The sequence below is a fragment of the Microbacterium sp. genome, from assembly GCF_003248605.1.
Classification (GTDB): Bacteria; Actinomycetota; Actinomycetes; order Actinomycetales; family Microbacteriaceae; genus Microbacterium.
The window spans coordinates 1-18,192 of the sequence record NZ_QFPF01000069.1; the positions used below are offsets into that span (position 1 = coordinate 1).

General features: G+C 66.9%; 17 protein-coding genes. All 17 read left to right on the forward strand.

The window, feature by feature from the left end; translation table 11 throughout:
• A partial coding sequence (locus DI573_RS10080; RefSeq protein WP_292813556.1) for a hypothetical protein occupies positions 1–190 on the forward strand: 190 nt, incomplete at its 5' end.
• Between the two features lie 30 nt (positions 191–220).
• Positions 221–1,843, forward strand: a complete 1,623-nt coding sequence (locus tag DI573_RS10085) for a hypothetical protein (RefSeq protein WP_292813558.1) — start codon at positions 221–223, stop codon at positions 1,841–1,843.
• Between the two features lie 15 nt (positions 1,844–1,858).
• The gene (locus DI573_RS10090; RefSeq protein ID WP_292813560.1) at positions 1,859–3,256 is read left to right on the forward strand and encodes a phage portal protein; all 1,398 of its coding nucleotides are present in this window, start codon (positions 1,859–1,861) and stop codon (positions 3,254–3,256) included.
• Positions 3,257–3,302: 46 nt separating this feature from the next.
• Complete coding sequence (locus DI573_RS10095; protein ID WP_292813562.1) at positions 3,303–4,697, forward strand: toxin glutamine deamidase domain-containing protein; 1,395 nt, start codon at positions 3,303–3,305, stop codon at positions 4,695–4,697.
• 243 nt (positions 4,698–4,940) lie between these two features.
• On the forward strand, positions 4,941–5,531 hold the full coding sequence (locus DI573_RS10100) for a hypothetical protein (RefSeq protein WP_292813564.1): 591 nt from the start codon (positions 4,941–4,943) through the stop codon (positions 5,529–5,531).
• Positions 5,532–5,576: 45 nt separating this feature from the next.
• Positions 5,577–5,936 carry a capsid cement protein gene (locus tag DI573_RS10105; protein ID WP_292813566.1) on the forward strand — a complete coding sequence of 120 codons (360 nt, stop codon included), beginning with the start codon at positions 5,577–5,579 and terminating at the stop codon, positions 5,934–5,936.
• A 10-nt stretch (positions 5,937–5,946) separates the two neighbouring features.
• Positions 5,947–6,858, forward strand: coding sequence for a major capsid protein (locus tag DI573_RS10110; protein ID WP_292813568.1), 912 nt, complete (start codon positions 5,947–5,949; stop codon positions 6,856–6,858).
• A gap of 2 nt (positions 6,859–6,860) precedes the next feature.
• The gene (locus DI573_RS10115; protein WP_292813570.1) at positions 6,861–7,244 is read left to right on the forward strand and encodes a Gp19/Gp15/Gp42 family protein; all 384 of its coding nucleotides are present in this window, start codon (positions 6,861–6,863) and stop codon (positions 7,242–7,244) included.
• A gap of 104 nt (positions 7,245–7,348) precedes the next feature.
• Positions 7,349–7,585 (forward strand): hypothetical protein, encoded by a 237-nt coding sequence (locus DI573_RS10120; protein ID WP_292813572.1) that lies wholly within the window; start codon positions 7,349–7,351, stop codon positions 7,583–7,585.
• Positions 7,582–7,818 carry a hypothetical protein gene (locus DI573_RS10125; protein ID WP_070519224.1) on the forward strand — a complete coding sequence of 79 codons (237 nt, stop codon included), beginning with the start codon at positions 7,582–7,584 and terminating at the stop codon, positions 7,816–7,818. The genes DI573_RS10120 and DI573_RS10125 overlap by 4 nt, the downstream gene beginning before the upstream one ends.
• Complete coding sequence (locus DI573_RS10130; RefSeq protein ID WP_292813579.1) at positions 7,805–8,203, forward strand: hypothetical protein; 399 nt, start codon at positions 7,805–7,807, stop codon at positions 8,201–8,203. The genes DI573_RS10125 and DI573_RS10130 overlap by 14 nt, the downstream gene beginning before the upstream one ends.
• Before the next feature lie 64 nt (positions 8,204–8,267).
• Complete coding sequence (locus tag DI573_RS10135; protein WP_292813582.1) at positions 8,268–9,116, forward strand: Ig domain-containing protein; 849 nt, start codon at positions 8,268–8,270, stop codon at positions 9,114–9,116.
• Between the two features lie 83 nt (positions 9,117–9,199).
• Positions 9,200–9,553, forward strand: coding sequence for a hypothetical protein (locus DI573_RS10140; protein ID WP_070519218.1), 354 nt, complete (start codon positions 9,200–9,202; stop codon positions 9,551–9,553).
• 77 nt (positions 9,554–9,630) lie between these two features.
• Positions 9,631–9,987 (forward strand): hypothetical protein, encoded by a 357-nt coding sequence (locus tag DI573_RS10145; RefSeq protein ID WP_070519216.1) that lies wholly within the window; start codon positions 9,631–9,633, stop codon positions 9,985–9,987.
• 16 nt (positions 9,988–10,003) lie between these two features.
• Complete coding sequence (locus tag DI573_RS10150) at positions 10,004–15,592, forward strand: tape measure protein (protein WP_292813586.1); 5,589 nt, start codon at positions 10,004–10,006, stop codon at positions 15,590–15,592.
• Positions 15,593–15,596: 4 nt separating this feature from the next.
• Entirely contained in the window at positions 15,597–16,709 is a 1,113-nt protein-coding gene (locus DI573_RS10155) for a hypothetical protein (RefSeq protein ID WP_292813588.1), read from the forward strand.
• The coding region (locus DI573_RS10160) for a hypothetical protein (RefSeq protein WP_292813591.1) at positions 16,691–18,192 on the forward strand (1,502 nt) is incomplete at its 3' end. The genes DI573_RS10155 and DI573_RS10160, both read left to right, overlap by 19 nt.

Consider the following 18,192-nt stretch of genomic DNA (forward strand, 5'->3'; position numbering starts at 1 on the left):
GGAGATGGCAATGGAGAAGCCGCGCGCGGCGACGATCGGCCTGGTGCTGTCGATGATGGACAACCTCATGACCTCGGAGGGTGCACGCCGGAGAATCCGCGTGGAGCTCCAGCGCCCCGGCGTCGACGACGCCGATGGCGCCGCGACGGTCTCGATGCTCGAGAAGTACAAGAACGACCTGGCCGGCTGATCCGCCCGCCGCGCGGAGGTGATGATGACCATGGTCGCCGCCGCCGAACGCCTGGAGACCCTGCCCGAAGGGCTACCGACGCTGACGCTGGGCTGGGAGGCCCTGGCCTGGGCCGCGAAGTACCTGCGCCACCCCAACGGCATCCGCGCCGGCAAGCGCTGGCAGTTCACTCGCGAGCAGGCCCGCTTCATCCTCTGGTTCTACGCCGTCGACGAAAACGGCCGCTGGCTGTACTACCACGCCGCCCGCAGGCTGGCGAAGGGCTCGGGGAAGAGCCCGTTCGCCGCCGTACTGGCGCTGATCGAGCTCCTGGCACCCGTCCGGTTCAGCCACTTCAATCCGGACGTGCTCGGTGGCTGCATCGGCAAGAGGGTCCACATGCCGTGGGTGCAGATCGCCGCCGTCTCCCTCGACCAGACCGAGAACACCATGCGAATGATCCGCGCCATGGCGTCCAAGAAGGCTGCGCCCCAGCTCCACGCCGACTACGGCCTCGACGTCGGCAAAACGCAAATCAACGTCGAACCCGCCGGCAAGCTCGAAGTCATCACCTCGTCGTCGGCAACAGCCGAAGGCGCGGAAGCCAGCTTCGTCATCGGTGACGAGCTCGAGCACTGGACCAACGGAAACGGAGGTACCGAGCTGCACCGCACGCTGCTCGACAACCTGGCCAAGTCCGGCTCCCGAATGCTGGAGACCCTCAACGCCTGGACCCCTGGCTCCGGAAGCGCCGGTGAGGAAACGTTCGACTCCTGGTGCATGCAGGAAGACGGCCTGACCAAGAACGAGCTCAAGATCCTCTACGACTGCCGGCAGGCACCACCGGACACCGACATGGCCGACGAAGCCAGCCTGCGCGCCGGGCTGGAGTTCGTGTACGCGGATTGCCCGTGGGCGGACATCGACTGGATGATCACCCGCATCTGGCATCCGAAGGCCCGCCCGGATGATTCGAAGCGCAAGTACCTGAACTGGCCCACCGCCTCGATGGATGCGTGGGCCGACCCGAAGGACTGGGCACAGATGGCCGCCCCGGGCCGCAGGCTGGTCGACGGCGAGCGCGTCGTGCTGTTCTTCGATGGCTCGCTGTCCAACGACCACACCGCCCTCGTGGGCTGCTGCCTCGACGATGGGCACGTGTTCACGGTCGGGGTGTGGGCGCCGCCCGAGGGCGGCAACGTCGATGTGGAGGCGGTTGATGCGGGTGTTGCCCGCGCGTTCGACCGGTTCGACGTCGTGGCGTTCTTCGCCGATGTCCGCGAGTGGGAGAGCTACGTCAAAGTCGACTGGCCGGCGCGGTACGGCGACGGCCTGCGGCTGTGGGCGTCGCCGAAGGCTCGCCACCCGGAGCCGATCGCCTGGGACATGCGCGGCAAGGACTTTCTGTTTACCCAGGCCTGCGAGCTGGCCGCCGCAGAGATCATGCAGCACACGTTCACCCACGACGGTGATCCGCGTCTCGTGGAGCACGTCCGCAACGCGCACCGCTACCTCGGCCGGTACGGCGAGAGCGTCCGCAAGGAATCGAAGAAGTCCAGCAGAAAGATTGACGCGGCGGTCTGCATGATCGGCGCCCGCATGGTCTACCGGCTGGCCAAGGATGACCCGGCGGTCAATGCCGCACCGGTCAACGACGAAGCGATGTTCATCTAAGGAGGTGCGTCACGCATGAATGAGGGACAGGCCCGAGAGGCCGTTCGGGCTCTCCTCGTCGAGCACGCGGCCCAGCGACGGCGCTACGACACGATCGACCGCGCGGTGCGCCCGTGGTCGGACGCCGAAGCCGCCCGTCGCATGGACGTGCAGCAGGGCAAGAACTTCCACCGGCACCTCAAGATCGCCAAGATGTCCCAGACCCCCTTCCTGGGGCTCGTGCTCGACACCTATGGGCAGAGCCTTAAGGTGGACAACTTCTTTTCCTCCGGGGCGAAGCAGGCGCCGGCGTGGCAGTGGTGGCAGACCAACCGCATGAACGCCCGCCAGACCGGGCTGCACCGTGCGGCCCTCGAGTACGGGACCGCCTATGCCTCCGTCTTACCCGCCGCCGGCGGGGCGGCACGGATCGGCGTCCACTCGCCTCGGCGCATGGTCGCCTTCTATGGTGAGCCGTTCGCGTGGCCCGGGGAAGGGAGCCCCAGCAGCGAGGAATTCCCGATCATCGCCCTGGCCATCCAGGGCCGCCATATCCGCTTGTACGACGAAAACGACGTCTACTACTTCGGCGCCGAGCACGTACCCGGTGATCCGCTCGAGTGGGGTTCCTCGCACTACCTCACCGACGCCAACCTGCCGTACCTCGAGGCCCGCCCTCACGGCGTGGGCGTAACGCCCATCGTGCGGTACCAGGACCGGATGATGGCAGATGGGGAGGAAACTCGAGGCATCATCGAGCACCTTCTTGCCTTGTCTGATCGCATCGACACCACGAACTACCAACAGGGTGTCGCCCAGTACTGGAGCGCATTCAAACAGCGCTACGTCCTCGGATGGATGCCGAAGACCGAGCAGGACGCGATGCGACAGTCTGCCTCCGACACGTGGTTCTTCGGCAACAAGGACGTTAAGGTCGGCCAGTTCGACTCCACGGATTTGGCGCAGTACACCGAGGCCCGGCAAGCAACGGTCCGGGATTTGGCGGCCACGGCGCAGGTGCCGGCCCAGTCGCTGGGCGCCAACGCGATCAGCAACATCTCGGCGGACGGCCTCGCCGCGTTGGAGACGTCGAAGGACCGAAAGGCCTCCGAGATCCAGACCTCGTTGGGGGAATCCCACGAACAGCTACTGCGCCTGTGCGCGCACATCACCGGCGACAGCGACGGTGCCGCGGACTTCGGAGCGGAGGTCAAGTGGGCGGAGACCTCCAGCAGGTCGTTCGCCCAGACCGTCGATGGCCTCGGAAAGCTCGCCTCGCTACTCGGCGTGCCCCAGGACGAGCTGTGGGCGGACATCCCCGGATGGACGCGCGAGCGTGTCGAGCGCGCCCGCGCCCGCACCGCTACCATGCCGTCCCTTGCGACTGGCCTGTTCGACCCCGACGACGAGGAACCCACTGTGGCCTCAGGATGACCCAGCGGCACGTGCGTGCCGCCGATGACTGTGAGGGGGTGCCCGCGTGGACAATCGCGAGAAGCGCATGCGCCGCGAGATCACAGCCATCGTGACCGACCATGGCATCCCCACCGACACCGATAGCGCCGACGCCCTGGCTCGGCGGCTGCACCCCGTCGTTGAGAAGTACCGCGGCGACTACTACCGCCACGAAGTCACTCAGATGGGCAACGACATGCGCGCTCTCGGCCTGGAGGTCGCGCCGGCGAAGCAGCGCAACTACCCGCCCCACGCCACGCACGACGCGGTGATCCGCGCCATCGGCATGGGGTCCAAGCCGAGCAACATCGAGTTGGAGCTCGTCGACGACGTCACCCGCGCGCTCGTCACTCAATCGGTCCCGGCGTTCGCCTTTCCAGATCACCCGGGTGCGATGGAAAAGGTCATCGCCCGGGTGTCGTCGACACTGCTGCGGCATGCCCGCAAGGCCGGCCGCGACGCCGTGTCCGACACCGCCAAGCTCGGCAGGGTCCGCGACGCCGCACTCAAACGACCGGTTGGCAAGCGCATCGGCTACGCCCGCGTCCTCTCCGGCAAAGAAAGCTGCGCGTTTTGCGCCATGCTCGCCTCCCGCGGCCCCGTCTACTCCGAAGACACGGTCACGCGCCGGGCCGATGGACGCCGGTATCACGACGGTTGCGACTGTCGTGCCGTGCTAGTAATCAAAGGGCAACCGTGGCCTGGGGAGGCGGCGTATAGGCGACTCGAGCGCGAGTGGCGAGCGGCTACGTGGGACGCTGAACCTGGAGAGACTGCTTTTCGACGCTTCAGCCAGCGGTTGCGTGATGGCGATGTCATCGCGCAGGCCGTCGCGCTCGACGCGGGCGAAAAGGGAATGGCACCGCCTAAATTGGCGCGAATGTCCAGGAAACGATCCAAGGTCAGGTCTCGCACTGCTTTGACCGGCGCGAACCCGACCGGTGATGAGGCGAATTGCATTCGGTGCGTCAACGCGTGGGGACTACGGAAGCTCGGTTACGACGCGAAGGCTGCGCCCGGCGAGTATGAAGTTCCGATTGGCCGTCGGCGAGGTCGGACTTCAGCAGAGCACGCATCAAGGTTCTGGAGGAACTCGAGTGGGGTCGCTCCGAAGTGGCATGATAGCGATTCTGATACTCACGCGATGAGGTGGCCAGAAGTCAAAAGACAGATGGAGCGCGACTACCCGCCGGGGGCGTATGGGTTCATCCGTGCAGGTAAGGCGAATGGAACGTCTCACGTTATGGGGTGGGAACGACGCGAAAGCGGTATTGTGGTGGTTGACCCTCAAGTAGGCAGCGAATCCGGCGACGAGTATTTGGCCGGATCGCTGGGAGGATCGATCCGTTGGGCCCGAATTGATGGGTACCGCCCGGGAGTCGATGTTGTTCATGTAGTGGAAGGAACCGATAATGCGTAGCTACCGCGAAGCGTTTGACGTTGTCGTGGCGCGGTTCCCCGATGCCTACGTTTCCACGGCTGGCCATGAGACCGACACGATGTTCATCATCCCCCCCGGCGACCCCGGAGATCCTGAAGTTTGGTTCTGGATCGTGGAAAACGATCGATGCGCTTTTCGATGATCCTTCGCGGCGTCCCGCCTCGATTGAAAGCTAAATCATAGCCATGTAGAAGCCACAGCCGCGGGGTGCGAGTCCCCGCCATGGCACTGCCCCGCACCACACCCGTGGTGGCGGGGTTTTCTTATGCCCGAAAACTGAACGATCGCCCTGGAGGGATCATCATGTCGGAGGAAAACACCGCTACCGAGTCCACCAACGAGGTGGCAGCCAACGAGGCCCCGGGGGCCGAGAAGGTACCCGAGGAACGCACCCCGGAGTCCTACATGGACGAAATCCGCAAGCTGCGCGACGAGGCCGCGACCATGCGACGGCAACGCAACGAACTGCGCGCCGACGCCGAGGCGTGGCGCGAGAAGCAGGACGCGGAGAAGTCCGAACTCCAGCGGCAGCAGGAGCAGCGAGCCGAGCTCGAGGCCAAGCTCGCCGATACTGCCGCGGAGAACACTCGACTTCGCCTGGCCGCCAAGTACGGCATCGCCGAGGAGAACCTCGACTTCCTGGGTTCAGGGAGCCCGGAGGACATTGAGGACCGTGCGCGCCGCTTAGCCGAGCTGCAGAAGCAACAGATTCAGGCGCCGCCGTCGAACGTCCCCGTCGAGCAGCTCGGCGGCCCCCGCCCCAGGTCGGATGAGACCCCGGATAACGCGTTCCCGCCCAGCTGGCCCGTCTAGGGCCCAACACCAAACCAACCCCGCTTCCCGTTGAAGGAGGAAGACATGGCCACGCCCATTCACTTCACCCCGGCGACGAACATCACCGCCAAGGCAGCCGAAGCGCTCACCAAGGGCACCTTCGTCGTTGTCTCGGCGGGCATGGACGGCCGAAACCCCGTCGTCAAGCCTGCCGGTGCCGACGTCATCGCACTCGGCGTCGCCGCCCACGACTGCCCCGCCGACGCTTACGTCACCATCTACCGCATCGGCATCTACGAGCTCGCTGCCTCCGGCGCCATCGCCGCCGGCGATGCCGTGTCCACCGCCGCGGCCGGCAAGGCCGCCAAGACCGCAACCGGCCCCGTCGTCGGCATCGCACTGACCAAGGCCGCCAACGGTGTCGTCACCGTGGCACTGAAGTAAGGAGTAACCAATGGCACGAGACCCGATGTTCCCGCTCGGCGCCCCCGAAGTCCGGGACGGCGCGATCACCATCGACATGATGCTCAACGAGCCCACCCGCATCGACAATTACGCGGCCCGCCTCGTCGAGCGCGACCTGCTCACCCAGACCATCTTCGGCAACGTCACCACCTCCGGTGGTGCCCTGCTGTTCGACCAGCTCGTCAAGAATGAACCCACCGCAACCGACAAGCCCGGTGTGATTGCGCCGGGCGCGGAGTTCCCGGTGCTGCACACCCCGGACGGTGAGCCTGTTGTCGTTCGCGTGCAGAAGACGGGTGGCAAGTTCGGCATCACCGACGAGGCCCGCGTCCGCAACGATGCGATGCTGTTGCAGCGAAAGGTCTCCCAGGTGGCCAATACCATGGTCAAGGACCTCGACGAACGCGGCATCAAGGCGCTCTCCGACGCTCTGGACGCGCTCGACGACAAGGCACTGACGGTTGCGTCCGGCGGATGGGCGGCGGCCGCCGGCGTCCAGGCATCGGCCAAGACCGCCAAGACCGGCGAGGGCGAGCTGATCAACAACCTGCTCGACGCGCAGCTGAAGATCCAGGAAACCGAACTCGGCTACAACCCGGACGTCCTGATCCTGAACCCGACCGACGCGAAGAACCTCAAGCTCGTCTTCGGCGTCGCCAACTACCAGGAGATGCTCTCCACCTTCGGCCTCACCCTGCACACCACCACCGCCCAGCCCGCCGGCGAGGGCCTGGTGCTGCAGTCCGGCATGGTCGGCGTCATGGGCGTCGAATCCCCGATCTCCACCGAGACGTGGCGAGACGCCTCGACCCAGACGACCTGGTCGCAGACGTGGGCCACCGTCGCCTTCGGCGTCACCGACCCGATGGCCATGGTCAAGCTCACCAACCTCGGGGCGTAGCAATGTTCGCCACCGTCGATGAAGTGCGCACGCGGTGGCGGGGATTCCCGGCTGGCCTGGAAGACGGCACCGTCGAGGCATTGCTCTCCGACGCCGCAGTGTGGCTTCGAGCGACGTTCCCGGCGATTCCCGAGAATCCGCCACCGCAGTTGGCAGACGTCCTGCGAGTGGTATCCGCAGCGATGGTCAAGCGGGCATTGCTCGCTGACGGATCCGAGGGCTTGTCGCAACAGCAGGCAACGGCCGGTTCGTTCTCCTACTCCCAGTCGTACAGCAACCCCAACGGAGCGCTGTTCATCACGGGGCAGGAGCGGGCAATGCTCGAATCCGCGCTCGATGACGCCGGGGCCAATGGGGCCCGAAGCATGGAGGCCTGCGGATGGTAGGCCCAAAGTTCGCGCTTCGCTACACCGTTACGAAAATCCGGCCGGGCACCACGGTCATCAATGACCATGGCGATGAAACCACCACAGAAGAGGTCCCCGAAGAGGTGGCAGCAGCGGGGTGGGCGGAGCCCTCGGACGTCGACAAGTCGGCGTTCACCGCCCCCGCTCATTACGAGTACGCCCTGGACCTCTACGCCGACGCCGGCCACATCGTGGTCGGTGATCACGTCGAGGTCGATGGCACCCGGTACAAGGCCATCGGCCGGTCGAACTTCGACCACGGACCGTTCGGCTGGGCACCCGGGCTCGACGTCATCAAGCTGGGAAGGAGCACCGGATGAAGATCAAGTGGAACATGGCCGCTTTCAAGGCCATTCGCTTCGACCCCACAGTCGTCGGCGTCATCAACAAGGCTGCCGCGAAGATCGCGGCGGCCGCTGGCGACGGCTACGAAACTGGCGCGTACGCTGGGGCCACCCGCCCGCGAGCCTCGGTGATCACCGCGACGTACAAAGCCCAGCGCGACAACGCCAAGAACAACACGCTGGCCAGGAGCATCGATGCGGCTCGATGACCCTCAGGCCACCACCGCGCTCCGCCAGCTGCTGTTGGGGCTCGCAGACGGCATCCCCGTCTCCACGCAGCTGCCGCGCGAGGTGACGGTCCCGCGGATCCGAATTGAGCGCGTCGGAGGCAAAGACGAAAACCGCGTCACCTCCGCACCCCGATTCGCGATCCAGATCTACGCCGCCGACGGCCCAACCGCCGAGAAGCTAACCGGACAACTCGCCCTCGCACTGCTCGAGGGAGAGTGGCCCGGCACCCGCACCGCCGCAGGCCACCGCCTGCGCGGCTGGGAGGAGGAATCCGTCATGAGCTTCCCCGACCCCGACCGCACGGATCTCGCCCGATGGCAGATCCTCGGCCGCCTGCGCATCTCCAAACTGCGCCCGGCCTGACCACCTGAACCATACAAAGCCCCGCCGGCTGGCAGGGGCTCTTCTCATGCCATAGGAGGCAATCATGGCCGATACCGGTCTCATCACGTCCATCGACGCCGGACGCTCCGGCACCGCGTTCCGCTCCACCCGCCGCGTCGAAAACCTGCCCGAAAACGCCGTCGACGACCTGGAAGGCACCCTCGTGGACCTCGGCATCGTCGCCGAGTCCGGCGTCACCCACGCCACCAACCGCGAGACCGACGACCGCAAGGGCCTCGGCGGTGACGTCGTCTACACCCTGCAGACCTCCGTCGACAACACCATCGTCCTGACCCTGATGGAGTCCCAGAACGCGGATGTTCTGCGCACCGTCGTCGGCGACGACAACGTCATCGTCGACTCCAACACCGGCCACGTCACCGTCCGCCACAACAAGGCGAAGATGCCCCGCTGCACCTTCGTCTTCGACTTCCTCATCGACCAGGGCCTCAAGCGCTCCCTCGTTGAAGTCGGACAGGTCATCACCGTCGGCGACGTCGTCAACACCTCCACGGAGATCATCCAGTACGAGGTCACCATCAAGTGCTTCGCCGGCCCGCGCATCGACGGCGACTTCATGCGCGACTACTACGCCTACACCGACGGCGCCATCGCCCTCGGCGTCGCAACCGGCATGCTCCCCGACGCCACCGAAGGCACCGAATACGGCTACCAGCTCCGAGCCACCGGAGGCACCGCCCCGTACTCCTGGACCGCCGTCGGAGATCTCCCCGCCGGACTGACCCTGTCCAACGACGGACACCTGTCGGGCACCCCGACCTCCTCCGGCGACCAGCAGATCACCGTCAACGTCTCCGACGAGAACGGCATCACCGCCCGCAAGGCCCTGACCCTCCACATCAAGGCCACCACCGCCGAATCCGACTCCTAACCCGCCGCTCCCCACCACCCCGCCCCTGCCGACGCCACCCGCGACAGCAGGGGCGGCCACAAACTTGCCCCAGGAGGAACCCCATGGCCACCCGCCAGCTCATCCCCGCCCACGACCCGCGCGTCATGGTCACCATCGAGGTCCCCGTCGAAGGACGCAAAAAGCCCCTCGTCTTCACCGCCAAGCGCTGGGAGTTCCAGCCCGAGCAACTCATCGAAGACTTTCAGGAACACCTCGCCTCCGCCATCGACCCCGAAACCGGAAAACTCGCCGAAGGCCGCAAGGAAGCGGAGATGCTCATCGACTGGTGGCTTGACAACCTCGACCTCCCCGACGCCGACGAACTCAAGAAGCTCACGATCGGCGAACGCGACCAGCTCTGGGAGATCTGGCGCTCCGAATCGAAAATCGACCTGGGGGAATCCGAGGCCTCCTAGCAGCACTGGAGGCCGACCCTGAACTACGGACAGCGCTGACCCTCGACCTCCTCGAGCTCGGCCGCTCCATCCACGACATGGGCACAACCGCCCTGTCCTGGATCGAAGTCCGCACCCTCCTGACCTCCACCAGATACGGCTCCTACGTCACTGAACATCGCAACCCCGGCACACGACTGCTCTCCCCGGAAATGCGAGTTATGACCGCCATCGCCGACGCCACCCGCGCCGCAAACTGGCAACGCACCGCAGACCGCAACGCCCCGCCGCCCCCGCCCATCTGGCAGGAGATCTACCCACCCGAACCAGAACCCGCCGACGAGGAAGCCACCGACCGCATGGTCGAAGCAACCCCCGAGGCATTCGCCCGCATCCGCGCAGAAATCGCCGCAAGGCGCAAAATCGCCGTCCCCGCAGACGGCCCGCGCGAATAACCCCGAGGAGGTCCCCATGGCCGAGGAACTCGCCGTCGTCTACGTCCCCATCGTCCCCGAAACCTCCAAGATCGCGCCGGGCGTGCGGTCGGCGCTGGGAGGCGCAGCCAGGCATGCGGAGAAGGATGGCGCTGGGATCGGTTCGAAGCTGTCTGCCGGGATCGGTAAGACGCTCAAGACCGGTGCGGTGGCCACCGGCGCCGCTGTCGCGGGTGTTCTCGGCGCCGCGATGACCAAGGGGTTCCAGCGGTTGACGGCCATCGACTCCGCGGAGGCGAAGCTGTCGGGGTTGGGACACACAGCCGGCGGTGTTGCGTCCATTATGGGCGATGCGCTGGCGGCCGTGAAGGGCACGGCCTTCGGCCTTGGCGATGCCGCTGCGGCGGCTGCGGCGGCCGTCGCGTCCGGAGTAAAGCCCGGCGAGGATTTGCAGCGCACGCTCAAACTCATGGGTGATGCCGCAGCTATCGCAGGCACCGACCTGGGGTCGATGGCATCTATCTTCAACAAGGTTGCTGCCTCGGGGAAGCTCCAGGGCGATGTGCTCGCCCAGCTCGGCGACGCCGGTATCCCGATCATCCAGCTTCTTGCACAGGAAATGGGTGTCACAGCGGCCGAGATCACGAAGATGGCGGCCGCCGGGCAGATCGGGTTCGATGAGCTCCGCAACGCGATCGAATCCGGGATGGGCGGCGCCGCCTTGGCTGCCGGCCAGACGTTCACCGGGGCGATGGACAACGCGGGCGCCGCGCTCGGCCGGCTCGGCGCCGCCGCGATGACGCCGTTCTTCGACGACGCCCGCGACGGCATCGTCGGTTTCACCGGCGTCATCGACAATCTCACGGACCGCGTCGGCCCGGCTGCGCAGGCGCTGCGGGATTGGCTGGGCCCGGCCGCGGGTTCGGTGGCTGGTTTCGTGCGTGATTTGCGTGCGGAAGCGACGTCGCTGGGGCCAGTGCTGTCCAACACGACGGCGACGTTCTCGCTACTGCTTGACACTGCACTGTCGTTGGCGCCCTCGATCGGTACGATCGCGGCAGAGCTGCTCAAGGTCGGCGGTGCGATTTCCGTGGCCACGTGGCAGACCTTCCTATCTCTGCTCAGCGGCGCCGCCGCAGTCGCTGATGCGACGCTGGTTCCAGCGTTGAACGTACTTGCCGGAGTGCTGGAGTCGTCCGAGGCGGCGGCGCTCGCGGCCGGCGCGGCCCTGGTGGCGCTCACCAAGGGCAGCACGATCGCATCGTGGCTCAAGACCACCGCCGGGCACGTCAATAAGGCCGCTGACGGTATCACCGACTTCGGCCAGGCTGCCGTCGCCTCCGGCGCCGACGTCAAGCGCTTCACCGCCGCGCATCCCGAGATGACCAAGCTCGGCGTCGCCGCGAAGGTGCTCGGCGACAACGGCCGCACCGGCATGGCTGCCATTGCCGCCGGTGCCGACCAGGCCCGCCAACGCGTCACCGCTTTCGGTGATGCCCACCGCGCCGCAGCACAACAGGCGAAGCTGCAGGCTCTGGCCAGCACCGACGCTTTCACGACTATCGACCGCATGGGTGCGCAGGCGTGGCACGGCACCGTCGCCGCCGCCAGCACCGCCACTCGTGGCATCACCACTGCAGTCGGTGGCCTGAAGGGTGCTGTTACGACCGCCTTTTCCGGAATGAAGCAGGCGGGACAGGGGTTCATGGCCGCGATGGGTGGCCCGTGGGGCGTCGCGATGGCCGGCGCTGCCGCCGCAGTCGGGCTGATCACTGCGGCGTACGGGGAGGCGAAGCAGTCGGCGGAGAACCTCACTCGCGCGACATCGTCGGCGGTGAAGGCGCAGAAGGAGCTTGCCCGTGAGGTCGCGGGCACGACTGGCGCGATCGGTGACGAAGGCATGGCGGCGGCCACCGACCTGGCCACGGCACGCCTGGAACAGTTCTATGAGGCGGGAGCAAAGGGGCGTGGTGTGACCCTGGTGCTCCGCGAAATCGCGAGCGTCGTCCCCTTCATCGGAAAGTCGTTCTACGACACGACTGAGCAAGCCCGTGTGGCCGCCGGGCGCTACCGTCACCTCGAAGAAACGGCTTCGTCTCTCGGATACACGATGGAGGACGTGGCCCGGGTCGTCGCTGAGGGGGGCCCGGAGTTCGCGAAGCTGCGCCAGGAAGTCGCCGCTGGTGGCGATGGCGCAGAGAAGGCTGCTGAGCAGCTGGATCAGATGCGGGCGGAGCAGCAGCGGCTGGTGGAGCAGGCCCGGCAGGTGAGCCCGGCGCAGGCTGAAGTGGCCGACGCCATCGAAGCCATCGCGGACAAGGCTGGCGACGCTGAGTCCCGGGTGGAGAGCTACTGGGCCGCTATTCAGAAGCTGACGGGTGCGAGCCCCGACCTGACCGAGGCGAACGCAAACCTGCGCGCTGAGATTGACCAGCTCACCGACTCCTTCACCACCGCCGAGGGCGAGGTCAGCGAATTCGCCGGCGCTACCCTTGACGCTTCCGGCAGGCTCGACACGCTCCACAACGCTGCGTCCGGGGCTGTGCACCAGGCAATGAGCGACCTTGGCCAGCGCATGCGGGAAGCCGCCATCGCTGGCGGCGACGTCAACACGATTTGGGCGGAGGCGCAGCCCGCACTCGAGGGGCTGGCGGAGTCGTCGGGCCTGGGCCGTGACGCGATCATGCAGCTGGCGGAGCAGATGAACATGACGCCGCGCGACCTGCTGATCTCCGCCGCGCTGGAGGCGGACCCGGCGCTGGCGACCGCCGACGCGTTGAAGCGTGCGCTGGAGTCCACTCCTGACGCTGTCGGGACGAACCTGTTCATCACCGGCGGGCCGGAAGCGATGCAGGTCCTCGATGATGTCGGGATCAAGTACAAGGTCATCGATGAGGAAACCGGGCAGATCGAGATCACCGCGGTCGCGGACGATGCGTTGGCCAAGCTTGACGATGTCATCGGCAAGAAGGTCGACCTCGACTCGCTGCCTCCGTCTGCGGTGGAGGCGCAGGCGATTACTCGTGACGCCCAGGCGGCTCTCGACGACATTGCCCGCCAGCTCGGGCAGATCGACGACACCACCGCGGCGCCGGGGCTCGACGTCGACCCGATCGCCTTCAACAACGGGATCGACCAGGCTAACGGGCAGCTCGATGTTTTCGACTTCCGGTTCGCCTCCGCGTCCGCTGGTCTGGACGCCACTGAACTGACCTGGAATGCCGTGGCCGCGCACACCGTGCTCGACGGCGTCGATGGGCGGCACGCGGTACCGACGTCCGACCTGGACAACATGCTGCTCGGCGCCAACGCCGCAGCCGCGCATGCCACCCTGGATGGCGTCGATGGGCGCCGCCCGGTGCCGGTCTCAGACCTGTTCACCGGGCCGCTCGACGGCAACGCGGCAGCGGCGCATGGCACGTTGAACCTGCTCGACGGCGAACGGCCGACCCCGACCGCCGACCTGAACAACCAGCCGCTGCGTGACGGCGTGACCGAATCCCGTTCGTGGCTGCAGCGCCTGATCAACGACTTCAACAACTTTGCGTTGAACATCCGCCTGAACGTCGTGCGATCTATCCGCGACGTCTTCTCCTCCGGCGGTGCTGCCGACGGCGGCACCATCGGTGCACTCGCGGCGGGTGGCTCGATCCGTGACCTGACCAGTGGGGGCTCGCTGCCCACCACCGGGCCGGGCACGAACGTCGTCGACGGCTTCATGGGCGTCGACCGCTCCGGTGTGCCCATCGTTCGCGTCGACGCCGGTGAGGAAGTCGTCAACGCCAAGCAATCCGCCAAGCACAGGAGCTTCCTCAAGGCACTCAACCGCGGCGACCGTCGCGCCGAGCAGGCTGCGGAACTCACCGGTCTGGAGACCGGTGGCACGATCGGGTCCCGCGAGGGCCTGGACCGTGCGCTCCGCGAGGCGAAGTCGTCGCACGACATCGGTGCTCGCTACCAGTGGGGCGGTATCAGCCGTGAGGCCGCCGACTGCTCGGGGTACATCGGCCGCGTCGCTTGGGCTGCCCAGGGTCGTGACCCCGACACCTCGGGCCGGATGGGGACGACCCACACGATGCTGCAGGGGCAGTGGCCGGGCTTCAAGCGTGGTCGCGTCGGGCCGTTCATCGTCGGCGTCAACTCCGCGCACATGGCTGCGTCGCTCGACGGGATCCCTGTCGAGTCCGGTGGCGACGTCGGTGGCCCGTCCGTGGGCCGTGGCGACGGCGCCAACGATCCGCAGTTCACCGAGCACTGGTACCTCGACCACCAGCACTTTTCGCCGCCGTACGCGAACAAGCCGTCGATCACCGAGTCGTCGGAATCCCTGGAGTACGGCGACGGCGGAGCGCGGATCACGGCAACGACCGATGGTGACGGCCGCGCGGTACCGCTTTCTCCCGAGGCTTCAGCGGCCGCGGAGTCGGCGTCGAATGACAAGGATTCGCCGTTTTACGGCACCGGTTCGGACTCGTGGTCGGGGCTGGCCGGGAACCTCGCGTCGGCATTCGTGTCGGGGCAGGTCGCCAGCTTGCTGTCGGTGCTGGGGATCCCCGACCAGCTCCCTCCGATCATGAAGGCGGGCAAGACCTGGTACCAGCAGGTCGAGGACGACGCGACGCCCCAGGAGATCGAGCAGCAGGACGAAGCGATCGCCCAGACCGCCGAATCGGACGCCCCGGCCGAGGCTGGTGTCGGCGATGGCGCCGCCACTGCGGTGGAGGATCCTGCGGCGGCGACGTACGCGACGCCGCAGGAGGCGGCGAAGGCTGCGCTGCGGCCGCGTGGCTGGGACACGGGCGCCAACTGGGCGGGGATCGACTTCATCTACACGCGCGAGTCGAACTGGAATCCGTTGGCGGAGAATCCGAGCTCCGGCGCGTGGGGTTTGCCACAGCTCAATCCATCAAGTGGGACGCTGCAGCAGTACCTGCCGGACAAGTCCCCGGATCCGTACAAGCAGACGCAGGCCGGCGCTCAGTACATCGAGGACCGCTACGGAGATCCTGTAGCAGCCGAGAAGTTCTGGCGCGCCAACAACTGGTACGACCGTGGTGGCCGCGCCACCGGTGTGGGCCACATGCTCAAGAACACCTTGGAGCCCGAGCGGGTACTCAGCCCGGAACAGACCAGGGCTTTCGAGGACCTCGTTTATGGCCAGCTGCCGGATCTTTCGGGGTTGGCGGAGTCGATGACGAAGGCGGCTGTCGCTGGTGCGGCTGGCCCGGCTGCGGGCATGGCCAACGCGATCGTTCCGGGTTCCGGCGCGGTCGTGTCGGCGGCCGCAGGCCCGGCTGGTGAGCTCGCCGGTTGGTACGCCGGTGAGGTAGCGGGGAACGTCCAGTACGCCGCTGAGGAGTTCGGCCGCGACCTGATGGCGATCCCGACGTCGATGCTCGACTCCTTGGCCGACGTCGTCATGCCAGCGATGCCTCACATGCCTCAGTGGCAGATGCCGCTGATGCCGGAGCTGCCCCAGGAGCCGGCCAACCGCGGCGCCGCGGCCGACCGCCGTGGCCGGTACGGCAACGGCGATGTCCATTTCCACGTCCGGGATGACCAGGACGCCTACATGAAGGGCCGCCTACTCGCGATGCGCGAGCACCGCGGTCTGATTGGAGCGTGATCGAATGACCACCGAGTATGAACTGTGGCTGCGCGGCTGCGACGGTTCCGAGTGGCCGCTGCACGGACCGGAGGCCCTGGGCCGCCCGGTGCGGGCGATGGCCGGCGAGATGGAGGAGTTCTACGACACACCGTTCGACTCCACGTACCGTGCACGTGTCGGCGGCGGCTCCGTCTACGCCGGGTCGATCCTCCGGGCGCCGCTGATCCCGCTGTCCATCGACTTCTTCGGCGACGAGTGGGCCGACGAGCTCACCCGATTCCGGCGCGCACTGCACCGGGACCGTGACTCGGAGCTCGTCGTGCGCACCGACAGGTCGGGGGAGCGGGTGCTCACCGTCCGCGAGGTCGAAGCCCGCGCGATGGAAAACGACGTCGACCCTGGCGCCGAAGAATCCGCGCGCTACAAATTCATGCTCATCGCACCGATCCCGGGATGGCGGTCCGCGGCCCCGATCACCGCTGAGTGGCAGTTCGACGGCGACACGGTGATGGGCTCGGTGACGATCGACAACCCCGGCAACATGCCCGTGTGGCCCTATTGGTCACTCACCTCCCCGGCCGGGTGGCTGCTCCCCGACGTCGACCACGAACTCGGCACCGAACCAGGGGAAGAGGAACGGATGATCCCCATCGACTTCCTCCCATACGGCCGCGACGCTCTGGTCGACACCGACCCCGCCCAGCTGACTGTCGAGACCACTGACCAGACCCTCGCGCCCCTTGCCGCAATGCGTGGCCAGTCATTCCTGCACCCCCTGCCGCCGGAGACCTACCGCATGCAGCTCCCGGTCGCCGTCGATCCGCTGCCGGCCCTGCCGTGGAACCTGCCCTACGAGTGGAAGGCATGGATCGCCCGCCGACTCCACGACCTCGCCAACGAAATCGGCGCCACCGCCTTCATGCAGATGACCCCCACCGACGTCGGCAACCGCATCGCCACCTGGATCCGCGACACCACGCCCTGGTGGGTGCCCACCATCGGCGACGGACTCATCGCCAACCTCACCGGCCAAGCCATCGCCGACCTCATCGCCGAGCACTACGGAACCTTCGGTGGAGTCGCCGGCGCCGCCGCCCAAATCCGCGTCTATCCGAGATGGGAGCAGCCGTGGTAGACACCACCACCCTCGACCGCCTCGACGCCGCCTACGAATCAGGCATGCGGCAACGCCGACGCCGCGAAATCAAGCGCCTGCGCCCACCCGTGGCCACCCTCTGGCACGCACGCACCGTCGGCCTCGACCTCGCCGGCCGCATCGCCGGGGAATACGCCGGCGACTGCGAATGGGTCGTCAACGACGTCGGCCGCGCCACCATCTCCATGCCCGAAGCCGACCCCCTCGCCCGGTGGGCCGCCGAATGGTACAACCGCGACAAGGACGTCGTCGTCCTGCGCATCGACAAGGACGGCGAACGCTGGTGCGGAACCCTCTCCGACCTCGACGTCGAACAGCACGAACAAGGCGACCGCACCGTCCACCTGACCTTCCTCCACGACTGGGAACAGCTCAAGCACATCCCCGTCTACCCCAACCCCATGTTCCCCAGCGCCTTCCAGGCCCCGAAGGTCTTCCAACTGTTCATGAAGGCCCAAAGCCTCCTGGCGCTGACCCTCCAACTCAACCTGCTGCGCCACTTCACCATCTTCGGTGGACACCTACCCGACGACCCCCTCCGCTTCGAGTCATGGGCCTCAGCATGGAACTGGCGCGACTGGCCCATCCTCGTCGCCCCCATCAACTACCTCGAAGACCCCACGCCCCTCCGCTACCTCGGCGCCAGAATGGACTACTTCGCCGACCTCGCCCAACCAATCCTCGACGACGTCCAACTCCACATGCGCATCGACCGATGGTTCGAAGGAGACCCCGACCCCTGGCCCGGCGCCCGACTCACCCGCAACGGCCAAATGATCGTCACCTTCCACGACACGTCCGGCTGGTTCGGCGAAACCGCCACCGAAGGAACCCTCGGCCGCGGACTCACCCGCACCGTCCTCGAAATCGCCGACGGCGGAGTCGAAGAAATCCGAAACCTCGTCGATGCCCGCCCCGACACCCCGCAGTACCACGTATCCCGATGGCTCGGCGTCGCGCCGGGCGATCCGTACGTCGTGTATCGGACAAGTGGCGCGGCGTCGATGGTGCGGTCGGCCCGGGCGTCGTATTCGCCGCCGACCGTGGGAATGATCACGGTCGGCGGCCAATCGATGCCGGGCGTCAACGAAACGATGAGCGCGGTCACGAAGGTGGTGTTCAACCTGCTGGGCGCGGCGATCCCGGGCGGCGCGGGTTTTGGCACGATCGTTGACGACGCGGCCAAGCCGATCTACGAGAACACAACGCTGGCGTTTCAGACGCTGGATCTGGTGTTGCGTACCCGCCGGCTTGGCTGGGGCCATTACCTGGAGGACACCGACGTCGGGAACATCGAGGCGTTCACCGTGGCGTCGCTCGTCGCGCTGCGCGCGCTGAGGCGGGCCACGGACGCGAAGTCGGGGCACAGCCTCGACGTCGGCGACGGGGCCCCGTTCCTCATCGGTGGTCGCGGGGAGGGGCACTGGCACTACGGCGATCGGATCGGCCATGAGTCATTGCT